The following is a 20695-nucleotide window of genomic DNA, read 5'->3' as shown; positions in this document are numbered from 1 at the left end:
GTCCTAGCCGATCCGTTCCTTGCGGCCCAGGATTCCCTGCGGCCTGACCAGGAGGATGATGATCATGAGAACGAGCGGAGCCACGTACTTGAGGTTCTCCGGGATCCAGATCGTCGAGATGTTCATCATCAGTCCGATGATGAGCGAGCCGACCAGCGCGCCGTAGGCGGAGCCGAGTCCGCCGAGCGTGATCGCCGCGAAGATCAGCAGCAGGATCGACGCTCCCGTGTCCCAGCGCAGCGACTGGTAGTAGCCGATGTAGACGCCCGCCAGCGCGGCGAGAGCGCCCGACATCACCCAGACGACGCGGATGACGCGCTCGACGTTGATGCCCGAGGCGGAGGCGAGGGCCCGGTTGTCCGAGACCGCCCGCATCGCCTTGCCGATCTTCGTCTTCGTGAGGACGTAGGCCACGGCGACGATGCAGACGACGCCGACGACGGCGCCGACGATGTCGGTGAACTTCAGGCTGATCCCGAGCTCCGGCACCGTGAAGAACGGAGCGGTGCTGTTGGGGAGCGAGAGGCGGTCGGCTCCGAAGAAGAAGACGAACACGTAGCGCAGGGCCAGCGAGAGGCCGATCGTCACGATCATCAGCGGGATGAGCTGGATGCCCTTCTTCCGCAGCGGCTTCCAGAGCAGTCCGTCCTGGACGAAGCCGAAGGCCCCGCCGAGGATCACCGCGATCGGGATGGCCAGCAGCGCCGGGAGTCCGAAGACCCCGGAGAAGAGGTACGCCATCAGCGCGCCGAAGGTGACCAGCTCGCCGTGGGCGAAGTTGTTCAGGCCGGTCACGCCGTAGATCAGCGAGGCGCCGATCGCCGCGAGGGCGATCAGGAGCCCGAAGATCAGGCCGGTGACGACCTTCGGCCAGAAGATGATCCAGAACGTGTCGGCCGACACCGGCTGGTTCACCGCATTGGACGTGCCGTCGGGGTTCGTCGCGTCGTTGCCGGTCGTGCCCTCGGTCGCGGGGCTCGTCGGAGCCGCGGAGTCCGTCGGGACCGGGACGGTCGCTCCGGAGCCCTTCGGGTTGGCCGTCGAGACGATGAAGTTCACGATCTGGTTCTGCGAGGCGACGATCTTCACCTGCTTCGGGTTCTGACCCGCGGCGGGGTAGCCCTTGTCGGCGGGCAGGGACTCCTCGTCGACGGTCACCGTGTAGGTGCCCGCGGCGTCGAGGGGGAACGTGGCCCGGCCGTCCTCGCCGGTGGTCACGGTCGCGGAGGCGTCGCCGCCGATCTCGACGGTCACCCCCGTCAGGTTCTCGTTCGTCCCCTGCACGCGGACCCAGGCGATGATCGACTGGTCGGCGGTGGTGGCGGCGAGTGCGGCGGGGGCCGCCGCGGCGATCCCGGTGAGGGTCGCGGCGAGCAGACCCAGGGCCAGGAGCCGGTCTCGGAGCCTCGGGCGTCTCCTATCCACGGGGCGCCTCCCGGTCCGTCGGATGCAGGGTCGTCGAGCGCTGGCGGCGCATCGAACGGCTGGCTGTGAGCAAGACGTCTACCTCTCGTCAGGGTGCACAGACGGATGGGGTCTCCGGGCACGCCCGAATCGCCGTCGTCAAACAACGTTGGTTGACCATACGTTCCGCATGTGTCGGCGGTGTTTCACCGTCCGCACTTACGCGTGACGACATTATGAGGGAGAGGAGAGCGCTCCAGCGCCCATCCGCGGCCCGGCGGCCGCGCCGTCGAGGAATACCGCGGGCCCTGCGGCGCTTAAGATCGAACAACCGTGGCGCTCGTGAGCGGACTCCTCCCGTCCTCTCCGGGCTCCCGCACTCGACCTGCTAAGGGGCATTGATGGACCAGCCGGATCCCTTCGGATTCCTCGGACTCACCTACGACGACGTCATGCTCCTCCCGGGGCACACCGACGTCATCCCGAGCGAGGCCGACACGGCCTCCCGTCTCACCAAGCGCATCAGCGTGGCGACCCCGCTGCTCTCCGCGGCGATGGACACCGTCACCGAGGCGCGCATGGCGATCGCGATGGCCCGCCAGGGCGGCCTCGGCGTCCTGCACCGCAACCTCTCCATCGCCGACCAGGCCGACCAGGTCGACCGGGTGAAGCGGAGCGAGTCGGGCATGGTCTCGAACCCCGTCACCACCACCCCGGACGCCACCGTCGCCCAGGTCGACGACCTCTGCGGCCAGTACCGGATCAGCGGCCTCCCCGTCGTCGACTCCACCGGCGTCCTCGTGGGCATCATCACCAACCGCGACATGCGCTTCGTCTCGCCGTTCGAGAAGGCGACCACGCTCGTCCGCGACGTGATGACCAGCACCGGCCTGATCACGGGCAGCGTCGGCATCCCCGACAGCGAGGTCATCGCCCTCTTCGCGCAGCACAAGATCGAGAAGCTGCCGCTGGTCGACGCGCAGGGCAAGCTCGCCGGCCTCATCACGGTCAAGGACTTCGACAAGTCGGAGCAGTACCCCAACGCCACGAAGGACGACGAGGGCCGCCTCCGGGTCGGCGCCGCGATCGGCTTCTTCGGCGACGCCTGGCAGCGCGCCACCGCCCTGCTCGACGCGGGCGTCGACGTGATCGTCGTCGACACCGCCAACGGCGACTCCGCCGGCGTGCTCGACATCATCCGCCGCCTGAAGTCCGACTCCGCGTTCGCCGGCGTCGACGTCATCGGCGGCAACGTCGCGACCCGCTCCGGGGCGCAGGCCCTCGTCGACGCGGGCGCCGACGCCATCAAGGTCGGCGTCGGCCCCGGCTCGATCTGCACCACCCGCGTCGTCGCCGGCGTCGGAGTCCCGCAGGTCACCGCGGTCTACGAGGCGTCCCTCGCCGCGCGCGAGTCCGGCGTGCCGGTGATCGCCGACGGCGGCCTCCAGTACTCCGGCGACATCGCCAAGGCGCTCGTCGCCGGCGCCGACACCGTGATGCTCGGCTCGCTCCTCGCAGGCTGCGAGGAGAGCCCCGGCGACCTCGTGTTCCAGAACGGCAAGCAGTTCAAGACCTACCGCGGCATGGGCTCCCTCGGCGCCCTGCAGACCCGCGGCGAGCGGACCTCCTACTCGAAGGACCGCTACTTCCAGTCCGACGTGCCCACCGACGACAAGCTGATCGCCGAGGGCATCGAGGGCCAGGTGCCCTACCGCGGCCCGCTCGCGAACGTGGCGTACCAGCTCGCCGGCGGGCTCCGCCAGTCGATGTTCTATGTCGGAGCGCGCACCATCCCCGAGCTGAAGGAGCGCGGGAAGTTCGTGCGCATCACGGCGGCCGGGCTGAAGGAGTCGCACCCGCACGATGTGCAGATGGTGGTGGAGGCGCCGAACTACCGGCGCTGAGGGGTCTGGTGGGGGCCGGCGGCGGATCGGGATCGAGGCCCCTCTGCCCGATGGGCCTGCGGCCCATACGCCCACCACGCCGGAGGGGCCGCGATCCCGATCCGCCGCCTCCCTCCGGGAGACGAGCGCCGGTCCTCGGCTGAGGAGCGAGGGACGCAGCGCGAGCGGCGCGGGGCGCCGCCGCGACTGCGGGGGGAGGGCTTCCGTCTTTCCGCATGCGGGGGAGTGGTCGTGCGCCGCGCGCGAGCGCGACGGAGTGGGGACGGGCTTCCCGCGTTGCAACGAATCGTGGTGGCGGCCGCGCTGGCTCCACCTGCTGGTGGTGTGCGCCCGCTCGCGTCGATCGCGGCCCGATGAGGAGCCCGGTAGGAGCGGTAGCCGACGATCATTCCGCCGGATCGTCGCGGCGCGGGCGTACGCCTCTGCGGAACGCGACCGCCCGCTCGGGCCGACCGCGGGCGAGCGGCGAGCGGAGCGAGGAGCGAGCCACGGCTGACGCCGCTCAGCGGTAACCGGCGATCCGCGTGCGAGCGGATCGGCGTAGCGCGGACGCAGGACGCTCTGCGGAACGGGACCATCCGCTCGGGCCGGCCGCGGGCGAGCGGCGAGCGGAGCGAGGAGCGAGCCACAGCTGACACCGCTCAGCGGTAACCGGCGATCCGCGTGCGAGCGGATCGGCGTAGCGCGGACGCAGGACGCTCTGCGGAACGCGACCGCCCGCTCGGGCCGACGGCGGGCGAGCGGCGAGCGGAGCGAGGAGCGAGCCACAGTAAACTCAGCGTCATGGAGATCGAGATCGGGCGCGCCAAGCGCGCCCGCCGCGCGTACGCCTTCGACGACATCGCCGTCGTCCCGAGCCGCCGGACGCGCGACCCCGAGGTCGTGTCGGTGAAGTGGTCGATCGACGCGTACCAGTTCGCGACGCCGATCCTCGCCGCGCCGATGGACTCGGTGGTGTCGCCGGCGACGGCGATCCGGCTCGGGCATCTGGGGGCGCTGGGCGTCCTCGACCTCGAGGGTCTGTGGACGCGGTACGAGGACCCGGAGCCGCTGCTCGAGGAGATCCGCAGGCTTCCGGCCGAGACCGCGACGCAGCGGATGCAGGAGATCTACTCCGCTCCGATCCGCCCCGAGCTGGTGACCGCGCGCCTGGCCGAGATCCGCGCCGCGGGCGTGACCGTCGCCGGGGCCCTGTCGCCCCAGCGGACCGCGGAGCTGTACCAGACCGTCGTCGACGCCGGGGTCGACGTGTTCGTCATCCGCGGCACGACCGTCTCGGCCGAGCACGTCTCGCGCGTTACCGAGCCGCTGAACCTCAAGAAGTTCATCTACGAGCTCGACGTGCCCGTCATCGTCGGCGGCGCCTCCACCTACACCGCGGCCCTGCACCTCATGCGCACGGGCGCCGCGGGCGTCCTCGTCGGGTTCGGCGGCGGTGCCGCCTCCACCACCCGCACGACGCTCGGCATCCAGGCTCCGATGGCGACCGCAGTCGCCGATGTCGCCGGCGCTCGCCGCGACTACCTCGACGAGTCGGGCGGACGCTACGTGCACGTCATCGCGGACGGCGGCCTCGGCACCTCCGGCGACATCGTGAAGGCCGTCGCGGTGGGCGCGGACGCCGTGATGCTCGGATCGGCGCTGGCCCGCGCGACCGACGCTCCCGGCGGGGGCTGGCACTGGGGCGCGGAGGCGCACCACCCGCAGCTGCCGCGCGGCCGCCGCGTCGAGGTCGGCACCGTCGGCACCCTCGAGCAGGTCCTCTACGGCCCGGCCACCGGCGCCGACGGCACGGCGAACCTCATCGGCGCCCTGCGCCGCTCGATGGCGACGACCGGCTACTCCGACCTCAAGGAGTTCCAGCGGGTCGAGGTCGTCGTCGCGCCGTACCAGCCCAGCTGACGCTCACCGACCGAGGCGATCCGGGCCGTCGAGGCCGCTGCGAACAGCGGGTTCCCTCGACGGCCCGGGGTTCCCTCGACGCGGCGGACGCCGGCGCGGGCCGGCCGGATGAGCAGGGGGCGAGCGTCGGAGGCTTCGCGTCGGCCCCAGCGGACGACGCTGCGGACCCGCGCGGAGCCGATCCTCCCGGCGCTTCTCGGCGAGAAGCACGAGCTCGGGCGAGCAGTCCCGGAGGAACGTGGGTCGGTCCAGGTCGACGGCGGTCTGCGCGAGATCCGAGACGGCGAGTCCGTCGATCAGCGCGAGTGAGAGCGGACGCGCGCTCCGGTGCTCCGCGACGCCGTTCCACGTCCGGCTGCCCAGGTCCGTCGCCCCTCGACATGCACGGTCTCCGCGAGCGGCTCGACCAGGGGGAGTCCCGGACCGCCGCCGCCGACTCGCGGAGGACGAAGGGCGCGCTCCAGGTCGCGGCCACGGCGTCGATCCGCGCCCGCTGCCGCTCGTCCGCGGAGGCCCTCGCCCACTCGCCGGTCCGCGCGTACCGCGGCGCAGCCGCACGGACTCGTCCGACCGGCGGCACGCCCCGTCTCGACAGATCCCCACTGCACGCTTCCGCCCCCCTTTCCCTCCCTCCGCTCCTCCTGTGGAGACTCCCCCCACCCCCTGTGGACAGCGAGGGACGCAGGACCGCCGAGGCCGCCGGGAAACTGCGGGATCCCTCGACGGGTCGGGGTTCCCTCGGCAGGAGGGCTCCGCACGCGCCTAAGCTGGAAGTCCCGAGTGGGAGCGCCGCACGGCGCGGAGGGAGCACGCATGGTCGAGGTCCGCAGGGTCAAACTGCCCGGTGTCGGCGTTCTGCACACGTTCCTGACGGCCGACGGCGGCAAGGTCGGGGTCATCGCCCACCGCTCCGGCCACAGCGACCTGATCACGTTCGCCGAGGGCGACCAGGACGGCGCCAAGGTGTCCCTCCGCCTGAGCGACGACGAGGCGCACACCCTCGCCGAGCTGCTCGGCGGCACGCAGATCACGGAGTCGCTGACCGCGCTCGACCAGATCCCGGGCCTCTCGATCGACTGGTTCACCGTCGACTACGACGACCACATCGCCGGACAGCAGCTCGGCAAGCCCGCCGACCGAGGGATCGTCGGGCTGACCGTCGTCGCCGTGGTCCGGGGCGACGCCGCCAACCCGGCGCCGGCCCCCGACTTCCGCGTCTTCCCCGGCGACACCCTCGTGGTCGCCGGCAGCCCCGAGAAGGTCGCCAAGGCGTTCGCGTTCTTCCGCACCGGCAGCTTCGCCAAGACGGTCGACGCCCCGCCCGGAGCCTGAGGATGCACCACGGCGAAGACCTCATCGTCCTCGGCGTCCTGTTCGTCGTCGCCTACGTCCTCGGCCGGCTGGGGAGGACGATCGGGCTCCCGGCCATCCCGATCTACATGGTCGTCGGGCTCCTCGCGAGCCCGAACTTCCACCTCTTCCCGCTCGACTTCGAGTCGAGCTACATCGAGCTGACCGCGGTCTTCGGGCTGATCCTGCTGCTCTTCAACCTCGGCCTGGAGTTCGACCAGGACGAGTTCTTCGGGAACGCCGGCCGCCTGATCCTCTCCGGCGGCTCCTACATCGCGGTCAACATGGCCGTCGGCCTCGGCTTCGGCTTCGCGCTGGGCTGGGGGAGCCGCGAGGCGCTGATCATCGCCGGTATCACGGCGACGAGCTCGAGCGCGATCGTCACCAAGCTGCTGATCGAGCTCAAGCGCCTGGCGAACCCCGAGACGCCGATGATCCTGGGCGTCACGGTCGTCGAGGACATCTTCATCGCGGTCTACCTGGCGATCGTGTCCGTGGTGCTCTCGGGCGAGACGGAGCCGTGGCCGGTGGTGCTCAAGCTCGTCATCGCGTTCGCGTTCCTCGTGGTGATGTTCGCGATCGCCCGCTGGGGCGGGAAGGTCGTCTCCCGCTTCTTCCGCACCCGCGACGACGAGCTGTTCACGATCCTGTTCTTCGGTCTCGCCATCCTGTTCGGCGGCATCGGCGAGGTCCTCGGAGTGACGGACGCCATCGGCGCGTTCCTGATCGGACTGGTCATCGGAGCGACGCGGTTCCGGTCGAGGGTCGAGCACATCGCGATCCCGCTGCGCGACGTGTTCGGAGCCTTCTTCTTCGTCAACTTCGGTCTCGGGCTGGATCCCGGTGCGTTCCCGAGCGTCGTGGTCCCGGTGCTGATCGCCGCGGTGATGACCATCGTCCTGAACCTCGGCGCGGGGCAGTTCGTTGCGTGGCTCAACAAGCTCGGACCGCGCGCGGGCCTGAACGCGGCGTTCATCCTGCACAACCGCGGCGAGTTCGCGCTCATCCTGGCGACGCTCTCGCTCTCGGCGGGGCTCGACGAGCGGATCCAGCCCTTCGCCGGCCTCTACGTGCTGATCATGGCGATCGTCGGGCCGATCCTCGCCTCGCGCTCCGAGAGCATCGGCGCGTTCCTCTCGCGGCGGCGGCACCGCCCGGCACCCGCAGCGGCCACGGCCATGGACGAGGAGGACTTCGCGCTCGTGGAGGCGGCGATGGCCGCGCCCGCCGTCTCCGCGGAGGAGGCCCCCGCTCCTCCGAGGCGCCCCGCGGAGCCGGACGAGCTCGACGACGAGTTCCCCGATCCGATGCGCCAGGCGCTCATCGACCAGGCGATGCAGCAGTCCGACGGCGCCGACGACGCCCGGCCCCGCCGCCCGAGGGAGCCCGACTACTGATCCCACGGAGCTCCCACACTCACGGGTTAGGCTCGATCCGGCCCGCGGGACACCGCACGGATCGAGGGCGGACGAGGGACGAATGACGCAGAGCACGGTCGGGCAGGTGGCCCGGCGCCCGCGCTGGATCGCCGCGCTGGCGCTCGCACTCCTGATCGCCGGGCTCTTCGCCGCGCTCGGGCAGTGGCAGGTCGGACGCGCGGTCGAAGCCGCCGCGCCCGACTCCGGAGTGTCGGAGACGACGCTCCCGCTCGCCGAGGTCGCGGCCCCCTCCCGCTCGATCACGGCGACCGCCGACGGACAGCGCGTGGAGGGCTCGTCCGTCTTCGTGCCGGGCGGTGCCGAGATCCTCGGCGGCCGCCTGAACGGCGAGCAGCCGGGCTGGTGGGTCATCGCCCGTACCCGCACCGCCGACGCCGACCTGGTGCTCGCCTACGGCTGGACGCAGGACGAAACGCAGGCGCAGTCCGTCGCGGACGCGCTCAACAGCGGGAGCGAGCAGGCGCCCTCCTCCTTCACCGGCCGCCTCGTGGCCAACGAGGCGGCGGAGGTGCCGGCGGAGGGCCTGGACCCCGCCACCCTCACCGCGCTCTCCGTCCCCGCGCTGATCAACCGCTGGCCGGATCCGCCGCAGGACGTCTACCAGGGCTACGTCGTCGTCGACGAGCCGGTCGCCGGCCTCGGGGCCATCGACTCCCCGGCGCGCGTGAGCGACGTCTCGCTGAACTGGCTCAACGTCTTCTACGCGATCGAGTGGGTCGTCTTCGCCGGCTTCGCCCTCTACCTCTGGTTCCGCCTCGTCAAGGACGCGTGGGAGCGCGAGGCCGAGGAGGCGCTCGACGCCGAGGAGCGCGCCCGCGCCGACCTGGGCGACCGGGCCGAGGCCCCCGCCCCCGCACCGTAAACTGGTCGTCATGCCCCTCGAGCCCAAGCCCGCGCAGTTCCCTGCGATCCGGAGCGCGCTGCGCTTCTACCGGGTGACCTCGATCATCACCGGCGTGATGCTGCTCCTGCTCTGCGCGGAGATGCTGCTCAAGTACGTCTTCCACCTCGAGCTGTTCGCCTTCGGCCAGCAGGGCGTCCTGCACTTCGCCCCGATGTACGAGGTGCCCGGAGGCGAGTTCACGTCGAGCGGCACCGGCGCGAACCTGTCCACCGGCATCCTGATCGCGCACGGCTGGTTCTACGTCGTCTACCTCTTCGCCGACTTCCGCCTGTGGAGCCTCATGCGCTGGCCGTTCACGCGCTTCGTGCTCATCGCGCTCGGCGGCGTGGTGCCCACCCTCTCCTTCTTCGTCGAGACCCGCATCGCCCGCGAGGTCGAGCAGTACCTCGAGCGCCGGACCGCCGGCACCGACCCGAAGACCCCGACCGATTCCGTGGAGGCCCCCCATTAGCGAGCAGCCCACCGCTCCCCAGCCGCACCTGGCCGCGCAGCCCGTCCTCGTCGTCGACTTCGGCGCGCAGTACGCGCAGCTGATCGCCCGCCGGGTCCGCGAGGCGAACGTCTACTCCGAGATCGTGCCCTCCAACGCCACGGCCGCCGAGATCGCCGCGAAGTCGCCCGTCGGCATCATCCTCTCGGGCGGCCCGTCCAGTGTGTACGAGGAGGGCGCCCCGCAGCTCGACCCCGCGATCTTCGACCTCGGGGTCCCGGTCCTGGGCATCTGCTACGGCTTCCAGGTGATGGCGAAGACGCTCGGCGGCGAGGTCGCCAACACGGGGCTGCGCGAGTACGGAGCGACGGATGCCGCCCTCTCGACCGACGGTGGCGTGCTCCTCGGCGAGCAGCCCGCCGACCAGACGGTGTGGATGAGCCACGGCGACTCGGTCGCACAGGCGCCCGAGGGCTTCGAGGTCCTCGCCTCCACGAGCTCCACCCCGGTCGCCGCCTTCGGCAACGACGAGCGCCGCCTCTACGGCGTGCAGTGGCACCCGGAGGTCAAGCACTCCGCCTACGGCCAGGCCGTCATCGAGAACTTCCTCCACCGCGCCGCGGGCATCCCGGCCGACTGGAACTCCTCCAACGTGATCGACGACCAGGTCGCCGTGATCCGCGAGCAGGTCGGCACCGGACGCGTCATCTGCGGCCTGTCCGGCGGAGTCGACTCCGCCGTCGCCGCTGCGATCGTGCACCGCGCCATCGGCGATCAGCTCACCTGCGTCTTCGTCGACCACGGACTCCTCCGCAAGGACGAGCGCCGCCAGGTCGAGGAGGACTACGTCGCCGCGACCGGCGTCCGCCTGGTCACCGTCGACGCGCGCGAGCAGTTCCTCGACGCGCTCGCCGGCGTCAGCGACCCGGAGCAGAAGCGCAAGATCATCGGCCGCGAGTTCATCCGCACCTTCGAGGCCGCCGCCGAAGCGCTCGTGCTCGAAGCGCAGGGCGAGGGCGAGACGATCGACTTCCTCGTCCAGGGCACGCTCTACCCCGACGTCGTCGAATCCGGCGGCGGCACCGGCACCGCCAACATCAAGTCCCACCACAACGTCGGCGGACTCCCCGAGGACCTGCAGTTCGCGCTCGTCGAGCCGCTCCGCACCCTCTTCAAGGACGAGGTCCGCGCGATCGGCCGCGAGCTCGGCCTCCCCGAGGTCATCGTCGGCCGCCAGCCCTTCCCCGGACCCGGCCTCGGCATCCGCATCGTCGGCGAGGTCACCCAGGAGCGGCTCGACCTCCTCCAGGACGCCGACGCCATCGTCCGCGCCGAGCTCACCGCCGCCGGCCTCGACACCGAGATCTGGCAGTGCCCCGTCGTCCTCCTCGCCGACGTCCGCTCCGTCGGAGTCCAGGGCGACGGCCGCACCTACGGCCACCCCATCGTCCTGCGCCCCGTCTCCTCGGAAGACGCGATGACCGCCGACTGGACCCGCCTGCCCTACGACCTCCTCGCCAGAATCTCCAACCGCATCACCAACGAGGTGAGCGGCGTGAACCGGGTGGTGCTGGATGTGACGTCCAAGCCCCCCGGCACCATCGAGTGGGAGTGATTCCGCGGGTCTCCGCACGGTCATCTGCGGCGTTGTCGGCGGTTGCGATACCTCCGGTATCGCGCCCTTCTCCGCCTTGCAGCTGACCGCGCGGAGACCCGCGGAACGTCAGGAACGGCTCCCTTCGAGGGGGCCGTTTCTTGTTGAGGGGAGCGGGTGGGGGAACGAGCCCCTGCGGGGCCGTTCCCGGGTGCAGGTCGGGGAACGAGCTCCGGTGGCTGTTCAGGGAACGGGTGGCCGCGGTGAGGCGGGGGGATCGGTCAGGGGCGACCGGTTCCTCGCGAGGCGTATCGAGTGGCGGTCAGGGGTTCGAGGCCCTGCGGGGATGTCCCGGGGTGCCGGCCGAGAAGCGAGCTCCTGCCGGGTGGTCGGGGAACGCAGGTCTGCGCGGCGGTCCGGGGGCCGGGGCGCAGGCGGAGGGCGGCAGGCGCGCGAGCGCGGGTCAGGCGGGGGTGTCGAGCACGCCGATGAAGCGGGTGCCGATGCCGTCGTACTCGTCGCGGCGGTGGCCCTCGGGGTGGTGCGGCCAGGAGGCGGGGGAGTGGTCCTCGCAGACGAGGAACGTGAACTCGGGCCACCACTTCTTCGGGCGGGCGGCCTCGGAGCGGCCGCAGACGGCGCAGTCGAGGGTCACCCACACGGGACGCCTGCCGGTGCGGTTCGCGCGCGACTGGACGAGCCAGACGGGCGGATCCTGCTCGAGGGCGGCGAACTCCTCCTCCGACAGACGGGTGGGGATGCCGTGCCGCGTCGCCATCTCGAGGGGGATGTCGAGGCGCTGAGCGGCCTCGCGACGCGTGATCATCCGGCCACCCTAACCCAGCGCCGCACGCGGATTCCGAGGCCGCAGCGACGCGCGCGCGAGCAGCCACTCCAGCGGGCCCTGCCCCACGAGCCGCCTCCAGAGGAGAGCGGCGACGATCGAGCCGACCACGAAGACGCCGAGCAGCGCCCAGCTGCGCCACGCCTCGAAGTCGAACGGCTCGTAGGGGACCAGGTACACCGCCAGCGCCACGAGCTGCAGCGAGTAGATCGTCAGCGGCATCGCCCCGACGGCCGCGATCGGAGTCGCCGCCCGTGCCAGGAGCGGCAGCCGCTGCAGCAGAGCCGTCAGCGCGCCGAGGACCACGCAGGCGACCCCGCCCGCCCCGAGGAGCTCGGCGGTGGTGCTGGCGTGCGCCTCCACCGCCTCCGGACCCCCGAGCAGCAGCCCGCCGCCGTAGCCGAGCACGGCCGAGACGGCGCCGCCGACGACGACCCAGCGCTGGGTGGTCGCGGACCGGATGTCGCAGCGCGCGATCAGGAGGCCGAGGACCACGTACGCCAGCCACGACGGCACCGGGTAGTACTGGGTGAGCCAGATGAGGGGCTGCGCGGCCAGGAGCGCCTCGTCGGGCGACAGGGTCGAGAGCCAGGAGCCGCCGGCGCTCGTCAGCGCGTCGACCGCGAGGGGCCCGGCGATCGCCGCGACCGCGACCAGCAGGGCGAGGACCGCCCGCGGCAGGAAGAGCAGCAGCGCCGCGACGAGGAACATCACCCCGTAGTGCGGCAGGATCACCGCGATCGGCGTCCCGAGCAGGGTGAGGGCGACGCCGATGACGAGCAGGTACAGCCCGCGGAGCAGGATCGATCCAGTGTCCTGCCAGGGCCGCGAGGAGCGCTGTGCGCCGCCCGTCATCAGCCCGATCGACACTCCCGCCAGCACGGCGAAGAGGACGGAGCTGCGGCCGTTCCAGAGCATCTCGCTCTCGACGGGGGCGAGGTGGGCGGCGAACATGCCGAGGACGGCCAGGCCGCGTGCGACGTCGAGGCCGACGATCCGGAAGTCTGCGGCGCTCATCCCTCCATCGTGCCAGGCGCTCCCGGCAGTGCACCGGGAACGGCGGTGGGGCCGGGAACGACGACGGGCGCCCGACCCGGAGGTCGAGCGCCCGTCGGACGTGGTGCGCCGTCCTACTCGCGGAAGATCGCGACGAGGCGCAGGATCTCCAGGTACATCCAGACGACGGTGACCAGGATGCCGTAGGCGCCGGTCCAGCCGTAGATGCGGGGGAGGCGGTTGCGCACGCCCTGCTGGATGAACTCGAAGTCCATCACGAGCGAGTACGTGGCGAGCGCGACGGCGATGAGGCCGATCACGATGCCGATGAAGCCGGTGCGGAGACCGAAGCCGCCGCCGACGCCGAAGAGGCCGAGGCCCAGGTTCACCAGCGAGAAAACCGCATAGCTGATCATGCCGATGAAGAAGATCTTGTTGAGCTTCGGCGAGGTGCGGATCTTGCCGTTCATGAACAGCGCCAGGGTGACGCCGATCACGATGACGGTCGCCATGAGGGCCTGGACGACCGCTCCGGCGTACGCGCTCTCGAAGAACTTCGAGATCGCGCCGACCGCGATGCCCTGGGTCGCGGCGTAGCCGAGGATCAGGGCGGGCGACGGCTGCTTCTTGAAGGCGTTGACGATGCCCAGCACCAGCGCGACGAGCACGGCGGGGAGCATCAGGCCCGGGACGAACCAGCCGACGGCCGCACCCGCGAGGAGCACGACGAAGGCGAGGGCGGTCTTGGCGAGGGTGTCCTCGACGGTCATCCGGTCGGTCTCGACGGAGCCGGCGGCCGGACGGGAGTACATCTGGTCGAGCGTGCCGGGGGAGACGTCCGGGAGGTCCTGCACGCGGCCGGCGTAGCCGCGGTTGCTGAACTCCGGGCGTCCGAAGGCCGGATTGTTGCTTGCCATGGTTCCTCTTCTCTCAGGTGCGCTGGTCTCCGAGGGAACTCGCGGATCTGAGTCGCTGTGGGTGCGGGGTGCGCCGCGGATCCGAGAGGACTGCGACGATGGACACCACCATATCTGAGAGCACCTCTCAGAGTCTGGCTGTTCTCTTCGAGCGGACCTCGACTCCGCTGCGAGCCGTGCAGAGCCGCCCGTAGGATCGCGGCATGCCCGCGCGCCAGTCACCGCTCGTCATCGGCCACCGCGGAGCGAGCGGCTACCGACCGGAGCACACCCGCTCCGCCTACGAGCTGGCGATCGCGCTGGGCGCCGATGCGCTCGAGCCCGATCTGGTGGCGACCCGCGACGGCGTGCTCGTCCTCCGCCACGAGAACGAGATCTCCGGCACGACGGACGTCGAGAAGCGCCCGGAGTTCGCTGCACGCCGCACCACCAAGCGGATCGACGGCCGCGAGATCACCGGCTGGTTCACCGAGGACTTCACCTGGGACGAGCTGTCGGAGCTGCGGGCCCGGGAGCGGCTGCCGGCGGTGCGCGGCTCCAGCGCCACGTTCGACGGGCAGTTCCCGCTGCTGCGCTTCAGCGAGCTGCTGGAGCTGCTGGACCGGGCGGCGGAGGACGATCCGCTCGCTCCGCCGGGGCTCGTCGCCGAGATCAAGCACGCGACGTACTTCGCCGGGATCGGGCTGCCGCTGGACGTGCTGCTGCGCGAGGAGCTCGCCGCCGCGGGCTGGGGTCCGCGCGACCCGCGGCTCACGATCGAGAGCTTCGAGAAGACCGTGCTTGAGCGGCTCGCGGTGAGCGGAGTCGGCGCCCGCCGGATCTACCTGCTCGAGTCGCGGGGCGCCCCGCCCGACCTCGTGGCCGCCCACGGCGCCGACGCGGCCCCCTACTCCGCCTTCACCACGCCGGCGGGACTGCGGAACCTCGCCGGAGCCGTCGACGGGATCAGCGTCGACAAGAGCATGCTCTTCTCGCGGGACGCGGCCGGCCGGGCGACGGGGACCGGTCCGCTCGTCGAGGACGCCCACGCGGCCGGGCTCGAGGTCTACTGCTGGACGCTGCGCGCCGAGAACCGGTTCCTCGAGAAGGTGCACCGCCGCGGGAAGGACCCGGCGGAGTACGGCGGCTGGCAGGAGGAGTTCGCGATGATCCTCCGCTCGGGAGTGGACGGCGTCTTCGCCGACCAGCCCGATCTGGCGATCGAGGCGCGGGCGGCCGAGCAGGAGCGCCTGCTCCGCGGCTGACCGGTCCGCCGATCGGGTGCTCGTCCGGCGCGTGCCGAGCGGACGCGGAGGCTGCGCTGGCATCATCGGCTCACCACCGCCCGCCCGACCCTCGAGAGGAGGCCCCGTGTCCACCCGAGAGCGCATCACCCGCCGCTGGATCACCACCGCCGTCCTCGCCGTGATCGGCGTCGCCGTCGTCTACTGGCTCGCCGTGCTCACCCCTCAGGGCCAGGGCGTCGAGAACTCGGGACTCCGGGGCGCCGACCTGGTCTTCGGCCGGGCCACCGGCGCCGCCGCGGGGGCGCTCGCGGACGTCACCCCGCTCTCCATGGTCGTCGGCGCCCTGCTCGTCGCGGCGATCGCGCTGATCCGGAGGCGCCCGGCGCTGGCCATCGCCTCCGTCGGCTCGATCGTCGTCACGGCCGGGCTCACCCAGCTGCTCAAGAACGTGGTCCTCGAGCGGCCCGAGCTGGTCGACACCGACTCCTGGTACACCGGCGGCAGCTTCCCGAGCGGGCACACCGCGGCGGCCGTCTCGGTGGTCTTCGCCCTGGCGATGGTCGTGCCCGGGCGGGCGCGGACCGTCGTGCTCGCGCTGGGCGGCGCGGTCGTGGTGCTGGTCGGCAACCTGACGATGGCCGCGTCCTGGCACCGGGCGAGCGACGTCCTCGGGGCCGACCTCGTCGCGCTCGCCTCCGCCTCCGCCGCCTGCGCGTGGCTGACCACCAGGGCCCAGGTGGGCCGAGCGCCGAAGAGGCCCGCGCGGCGCGGGGTGAACCGGCTGCTCCTGGTGTGCTCGGTGATCGTGGTGGTGCTGCTCGCGGCTCTCGCCGTCCAGGGCATCCAGTACTACCCCGACGACACGAAGGACCTCACCGCCTTCGCGCTCCTGCAGCTCCTGGCGGTGTCGACGTCGGCGCTCGCCGTGCTCGGCTTCTCCCTCGCGTGGCGCGGACTGGACGTCGGTGGGGCGCTCACCTCGCCCGCGCCGCGTCAGCGGACCGCTTGACCGCTCCCGGTGTCGGAGGGGCGATCTACACTCGGAGGGACATGAGCTTCCTCTTCGATCCGAGCGACTCCCGCGCCACCCCGGTCATCGTCGGTCCCCCCGGCGGCCCCGGGGACGCGCCCCGCACCGACCCGGCGCACGAGCAGCTCGTCGCGGGGCTGAACCCCCAGCAGCGCGAGGCGGTCGAGTACCGCGGAGACGCGCTGCTCATCGTCGCGGGTGCGGGCTCGGGCAAGACCAGCGTCCTCACCCGGCGCATCGCGAGCCTCCTGGGCAACGGCGAGGCCTGGCCGAGCCAGATCCTCGCGATCACGTTCACCAACAAGGCCGCGGCCGAGATGCGCGAGCGCGTCGAGAAGCTGGTGGGGCAGAGCGCCGAGGGGATGTGGATCTCGACGTTCCACTCCGCGTGCGTGCGGATCCTGCGCCGCGAGGCCGAGAACTTCGGCATGACCAAGTCGTTCACGATCTACGACTCGGGCGATCAGCGCGCCCTGCTCAAGCGCATCGTGAAGGACCTCGAGGCCGACTCGCTCGGGATCACCGTCGCGAGCGCCTCCGCGAAGATCTCCAAGCTCAAGAACGAGCTCGCCGACGTCGACTCCTACGCCCGCACCGCGAACCTCAGCGACCCGAACGAGGAGATGTTCCTCCAGGTCTTCCGGGCCTACTCGCGGGCGCTCGAGGGGGCGAACGCGTTCGACTTCGACGACCTGATCGCGCAGACCGTCTACCTCTTCCGCGCTTTCCCACACGTCGCCGCGAAGTACCAGCGGCGCTTCCGCCACGTGCTGGTCGACGAGTACCAGGACACGAACCACGCCCAGTACTCGCTGATCCACGAGCTGACCCGGCCCGTGCCGCCGGCGACGATGGCGGCGGCGCAGTTCGACCGCCCCTACCGCGGACCGGTCACGGCCGACGGCTCCATCCCGGGGGCCTCGCTCACCGTCGTCGGCGATTCGGACCAGTCCATCTACGCGTTCCGCGGCGCCGACATCCGCAACATCGTCGAGTTCGAGCGCGACTTCCCGGGCTGCCGCGTGATCCTGCTCGAGCAGAACTACCGCTCGACGCAGAACATCCTCTCGGCGGCCAACGCCGTCATCTCGAACAACTTCGACCGTCGCGCGAAGAACCTCTGGTCCTCCAGCGGCGACGGGGAGAAGATCGTCGGCTACACCGGTTACTCGGGTCACGACGAGGCGCAGTTCGTGGTCGACGAGATCGCCCGCCTGCACGCGGCGGGCACGGGCTACGACGAGATCGCGGTCTTCTACCGCACCAACGCGCAGACCCGCGCGCTGGAGGAGATCTTCATCCGCTCCGCGCTGCCCTACCGGATCCTGGGCGGCACGAAGTTCTACGAGCGCGCCGAGATCAAGGACGCCCTGGCGTACCTGATCACGGTGGCGAATCCGGCCGACGTGCTGGCGCTGCGGCGCATCATGAACACTCCGAAGCGGGGCATCGGCCCCGCGACGGAGGCGCAGCTGCAGTCGTTCGCCGACACCAACGCGGTGACCCTGCGGGAGGCGATGCGCAACGCCGGCTCGCTCGGGATGGGCCCGAAGGTGACGAAGGCGATCGTCGACCTCGCGACCCTCCTCGACGAGTGCGCGCTGATGCTCGACCCCGCACGGGAGGGCGGCGAGGCGAAGGTGCACGAGGTGCTGACGGCGCTCCTCACCCGCAGCGGCTACCTCGACATGCTCCGCGCCAGCCGCGACCCGCAGGACGAGGCCCGCGCCGAGAACGTCGACGAGCTCATCGCCGTCACCAAGGAGTTCGCGCGCAACAACCCGGACGGCGGGCTCGTGGACTTCCTCACCGAGGTCTCGCTGGTCGCCGCGGCCGACGACCTCGACGACGACTCCGGCACCGTCTCGCTGATGACGCTGCACACGGCGAAGGGCCTCGAGTACGACGCCGTGTTCCTCACCGGCATCGAGGAGGACCTGCTCCCGCACCGCATCTCGGCGAACGAGCCCGGCGGCCCGGCCGAGGAGCGGCGGCTGTTCTACGTGGGGATCACCCGGGCCCGCAAGCGCCTCTACCTCTCGCTCGCGATGACCCGCGCGCAGTACGGCGAGACGTCGGTCGCGATGCCGAGCCGGTTCCTGCAGGAGATCCCGGGAGAGCTGATCCAGTGGCGCCAGTCGCCCGGCGCGGCGACCTCGCGCGGCGGTACGCAGCCCCGGGCCCTGAACGCTCAGCGGCCCGGCTTCGGCAAGTCGCGATCGAACACCGAGTTCCGGGAGGCGCTCGCCGCGGCGCCGAAGGCCAAGGGCGAGTTCCCGAACCGGATCACCGGCATGGTACGCGACAACGGCGACCTCGAGCTGATCGCGGGCGACCGCATCCGGCACACCGACTTCGGCGAGGGGCGCGTGAACGCGGTGACGGGCGAGGGCTCGAAGCGCGTCGCGCACGTGCTCTTCGACCAGGTGGGCGCGAAGAAGCTGCTGATCAAGGTCGCGCCGATCGAGAAGATCTAGTCCGGTGGCGGCCGGATCGGCGGCCGCGCGGCTCGCGACGGAGGTGTTCTCCCCGGCGGTCCTCGCGGTGCTCGTGCCGGTCGTGGTCGGCGCGCGCGTCGCGGATCCGCCCCTGCTCGGCGTCGCCTGGGGAGCGCTCGCGGCGCTCTTCGTCGGCGTGGTGCCCTACCTCGTCATCCGCCTGCTGATGCGCACCGGCCGGATCCACGGCGACCATCACGTGCCCGACCGGCGCGAGCGGGCGCTGCCGATCGCGCTGGCGCTGGTGTCGATCGCGGCCGGCCTGGTACTGCTCGCCGTGCTCGGCGCTCCTGCCGCGGTGACCACGTTCGGCGTGGTGACGGTGGCCGTGGTGCTCGCCGTCGGCGTGGTCAACCTGGTCTGGAAGCTGTCCGGGCACGCGGCGGTGGTCGCCACCTGCGCCGTCGTCGTGCTGATCGCCTACGGACCGCTCTCCCTGCTGATCAGCGTGCCCATCGTCCTCTGGGTGCTCTGGTCGCGGGTGCGCCTCGGTGCGCACACCCCCGCTCAGGTCCTCGCGGGCGCCGCGGTCGGCACCGTCCTCGCCGGGACCGTCTGGTCCCTGCTCGGCTGACGTCCGTCCCTTCCCGTGTGCCCTCTGGTCGCCTTCCGCGAGATTCCACTCGAGTGGGAGGCACGCCGTGGCGGGCTCACCCGAGTGGCATCTCGCGGAAGGGGTCAGCCGGCGTAGCGCGCGACGAGCTCCCGCTTGAGGATCTTGCCGCTGGGCCCGAGCGGGAGGGCGTCGACGAACTCGACGCGGCGGGGGAACTTGAAGGCGGCGAGGTGCTCGTTCGCGTAGGCGATCAGCTCCTCCGCGGTGGCGGTCGCCGACGGGGCGAGGATCACCGCGGCCATCACCTCCTGGCCGTGGCGCTCGTCCGGGATCCCGAAGACCGCTGCGTTCTGCACGGCCGGGTGCCCGATCAGCACCTCCTCGACCTCGCGCGGGTACACGTTGTAGCCGTTGCGGATGATCATGTCCTTCGTGCGGTCGAGGATGCGGATGTAGTCCTCCTCGTCCTTCGTGCCCAGGTCGCCGGTGCGGAACCAGCCGTCGATCACCGCCTCCGCGGTCGCCGCCGGGTTGCCGAGGTACCCCTTCATCAGGTTGTGCCCGCGCACCACGATCTCGCCGAGCTCGCCCCGGGGGAGCAGCTCGACGCGGTCGGTCACGTCGGGGCGGGCGACCTCGACCTCGACGCCCCAGATCGGCGTGCCGACCGTGCCCGGCCGCGGCGGGACTCCGACGTGGTTGAAGGTGGCGACCGGGGAGGTCTCGGTGAGCCCGTAGCCCTCGTAGATCTCGACGCCGAACACCTCGCGGAAGCGCTCGATCACGGCGACGGGCAGGGCGGCGCCTCCCGAGACCGCGTAGCGCAGCGGCGGCCGGTCCTCGCGCCGGGTCGCGGCGTCGAGCAGGGCGACGTACATCGTGGGCACGCCCTCGAAGACCGTGCAGCCGTGGGCGATCATCGCCTCGAGCGCGGCGTCGCCGTCGAACTTCGGCACCAGGACGACCGTCGCGGCGGTGCGGAAGGCCGTGTTCATCGCGCAGACCTGCCCGAAGGTGTGGAAGAGCGGCAGCGCCCCGAGCACCACGTCGCCGCGGTGCAGGTCGAACGTGTTCATCAGCAGCACGTCCGACTGCGAGACGATCGCGAAGTGCGTCCCCTCCGCCCCCTTCGGGCGGCCGGTGGTGCCGCTGGTGTAGAGGATCGTCGCCGTGTCGGAGGGGGAGCGGGGCACGTAGCCGTCGATCGGGGTCGCCTCCGCGGCGAGGTCCTCCAGGCGCGGTAGGGGCGAGGCGGTGCCGTCGGGCACCATCACGCTCAGCACGGGGACGCCGGCGAGGTCCGCTCCGGCGGCCCCCTCGGCGAGCAGCGGAGCGGCGCACACGAGCGCGACGGCTCCGGAGTCGCGCAGGACGTAGGCGATCTCGTCGTGCTTGAGCAGGGCGTGCACGGGGACCACCACGGCGCCGAGCGCGAGGACGGCGAAGTAGCCGCGGGGGAAGTCGGGGACGTTCGGGACGAGCAGGGCCACGCGGTCGCCCGGTCCGATCCCCTGGGCGCGCAGGGCTCCGGCGTAGGCACGGGTCTGCCGCCAGAGGGTCGCGTAGTCGACGGCCTGCTCGCCGACGCGGATGGCGATCGTGTCAGGGGTGCGCCGCGCCGCCTCCGCCAGGATGGCCGCGACGGAGAGGGTGCCGAAGCCGGCGGCGGGCGGGGGAGCGGCGGGGGCCTCGGCCGTGCGG

16 protein-coding genes are annotated in these 20695 nt (G+C 71.7%); 11 read left to right on the top strand and 5 right to left on the bottom strand.

The window, feature by feature from the left end; genetic code table 11:
- Positions 1 to 3: 3 nt before the first annotated feature.
- Complete coding sequence (locus C5C10_RS15025) at positions 4 to 1425, bottom strand: branched-chain amino acid ABC transporter permease (RefSeq protein ID WP_104224732.1); 1422 nt, start codon at positions 1423 to 1425, stop codon at positions 4 to 6.
- Positions 1426 to 1805: 380 nt separating this feature from the next.
- Here C5C10_RS15025 and guaB point away from each other — a divergent pair, with 380 nt between their 5' ends.
- From guaB to guaA, 7 genes are all read left to right on the top strand, one after another.
- Positions 1806 to 3308 carry an IMP dehydrogenase gene (gene guaB, locus C5C10_RS15020; RefSeq protein ID WP_104329664.1) on the top strand — a complete coding sequence of 501 codons (1503 nt, stop codon included), beginning with the start codon at positions 1806 to 1808 and terminating at the stop codon, positions 3306 to 3308.
- Between the two features lie 783 nt (positions 3309 to 4091).
- The gene (locus C5C10_RS15015; protein ID WP_104329663.1) at positions 4092 to 5210 is read left to right on the top strand and encodes a GuaB3 family IMP dehydrogenase-related protein; all 1119 of its coding nucleotides are present in this window, start codon (positions 4092 to 4094) and stop codon (positions 5208 to 5210) included.
- Between the two features lie 813 nt (positions 5211 to 6023).
- Positions 6024 to 6542 carry a cation:proton antiporter regulatory subunit gene (locus C5C10_RS15005; protein WP_068256939.1) on the top strand — a complete coding sequence of 173 codons (519 nt, stop codon included), beginning with the start codon at positions 6024 to 6026 and terminating at the stop codon, positions 6540 to 6542.
- 2 nt (positions 6543 to 6544) lie between these two features.
- A complete protein-coding gene (locus C5C10_RS15000) occupies positions 6545 to 7957 on the top strand; it encodes a cation:proton antiporter (RefSeq protein ID WP_104234167.1) in 1413 nt (470 codons plus the stop codon).
- An 82-nt stretch (positions 7958 to 8039) separates the two neighbouring features.
- The gene (locus C5C10_RS14995) at positions 8040 to 8861 is read left to right on the top strand and encodes an SURF1 family cytochrome oxidase biogenesis protein (RefSeq protein WP_104329661.1); all 822 of its coding nucleotides are present in this window, start codon (positions 8040 to 8042) and stop codon (positions 8859 to 8861) included.
- Between the two features lie 10 nt (positions 8862 to 8871).
- Positions 8872 to 9354, top strand: coding sequence for a DUF3817 domain-containing protein (locus C5C10_RS14990; RefSeq protein WP_104234169.1), 483 nt, complete (start codon positions 8872 to 8874; stop codon positions 9352 to 9354).
- 28 nt (positions 9355 to 9382) lie between these two features.
- Positions 9383 to 10948: a glutamine-hydrolyzing GMP synthase gene (gene guaA / locus C5C10_RS14985; protein WP_104227304.1), complete on the top strand. Its 1566-nt coding sequence runs from the start codon at positions 9383 to 9385 to the stop codon at positions 10946 to 10948.
- Between the two features lie 442 nt (positions 10949 to 11390).
- Here guaA and C5C10_RS14980 read toward each other — a convergent pair whose 3' ends face one another.
- The 3 genes from C5C10_RS14980 to C5C10_RS14970 all read right to left on the bottom strand — a co-directional run bounded on the left by C5C10_RS14980 (position 11391) and on the right by C5C10_RS14970 (position 13684).
- Positions 11391 to 11753, bottom strand: coding sequence for a hypothetical protein (locus tag C5C10_RS14980; protein ID WP_104329660.1), 363 nt, complete (start codon positions 11751 to 11753; stop codon positions 11391 to 11393).
- Positions 11754 to 11762: 9 nt separating this feature from the next.
- On the bottom strand, positions 11763 to 12788 hold the full coding sequence (locus C5C10_RS14975; protein ID WP_104329659.1) for a DUF418 domain-containing protein: 1026 nt from the start codon (positions 12786 to 12788) through the stop codon (positions 11763 to 11765).
- 113 nt (positions 12789 to 12901) lie between these two features.
- A complete protein-coding gene (locus C5C10_RS14970; protein ID WP_104224741.1) occupies positions 12902 to 13684 on the bottom strand; it encodes a Bax inhibitor-1/YccA family protein in 783 nt (260 codons plus the stop codon).
- A gap of 203 nt (positions 13685 to 13887) precedes the next feature.
- Here C5C10_RS14970 and C5C10_RS14965 point away from each other — a divergent pair, with 203 nt between their 5' ends.
- From C5C10_RS14965 to C5C10_RS14950, 4 genes are all read left to right on the top strand, one after another.
- Positions 13888 to 14928 (top strand): glycerophosphodiester phosphodiesterase family protein, encoded by a 1041-nt coding sequence (locus C5C10_RS14965; protein ID WP_104329658.1) that lies wholly within the window; start codon positions 13888 to 13890, stop codon positions 14926 to 14928.
- Positions 14929 to 15034: 106 nt separating this feature from the next.
- Complete coding sequence (locus C5C10_RS14960) at positions 15035 to 15919, top strand: phosphatase PAP2 family protein (protein WP_104329657.1); 885 nt, start codon at positions 15035 to 15037, stop codon at positions 15917 to 15919.
- Between the two features lie 41 nt (positions 15920 to 15960).
- On the top strand, positions 15961 to 18417 hold the full coding sequence (locus C5C10_RS14955; RefSeq protein WP_104261607.1) for an ATP-dependent helicase: 2457 nt from the start codon (positions 15961 to 15963) through the stop codon (positions 18415 to 18417).
- Positions 18418 to 18421: 4 nt separating this feature from the next.
- Entirely contained in the window at positions 18422 to 19012 is a 591-nt protein-coding gene (locus C5C10_RS14950; protein ID WP_104227299.1) for a phosphatase PAP2 family protein, read from the top strand.
- A gap of 104 nt (positions 19013 to 19116) precedes the next feature.
- Here C5C10_RS14950 and C5C10_RS14945 read toward each other — a convergent pair whose 3' ends face one another.
- Positions 19117 to 20628, bottom strand: a complete 1512-nt coding sequence (locus tag C5C10_RS14945; RefSeq protein WP_104329668.1) for a long-chain fatty acid--CoA ligase — start codon at positions 20626 to 20628, stop codon at positions 19117 to 19119.
- Positions 20629 to 20695: the final 67 nt, after the last annotated feature.

This window comes from Rathayibacter sp. AY1A3 (assembly GCF_002930975.1).
In the GTDB taxonomy this organism is placed as follows: domain Bacteria; phylum Actinomycetota; class Actinomycetes; order Actinomycetales; family Microbacteriaceae; genus Rathayibacter.
The sequence above is the reverse complement of the archived record's forward strand: the minus strand, read 5'-3'. Positions and strand labels throughout refer to the sequence as shown.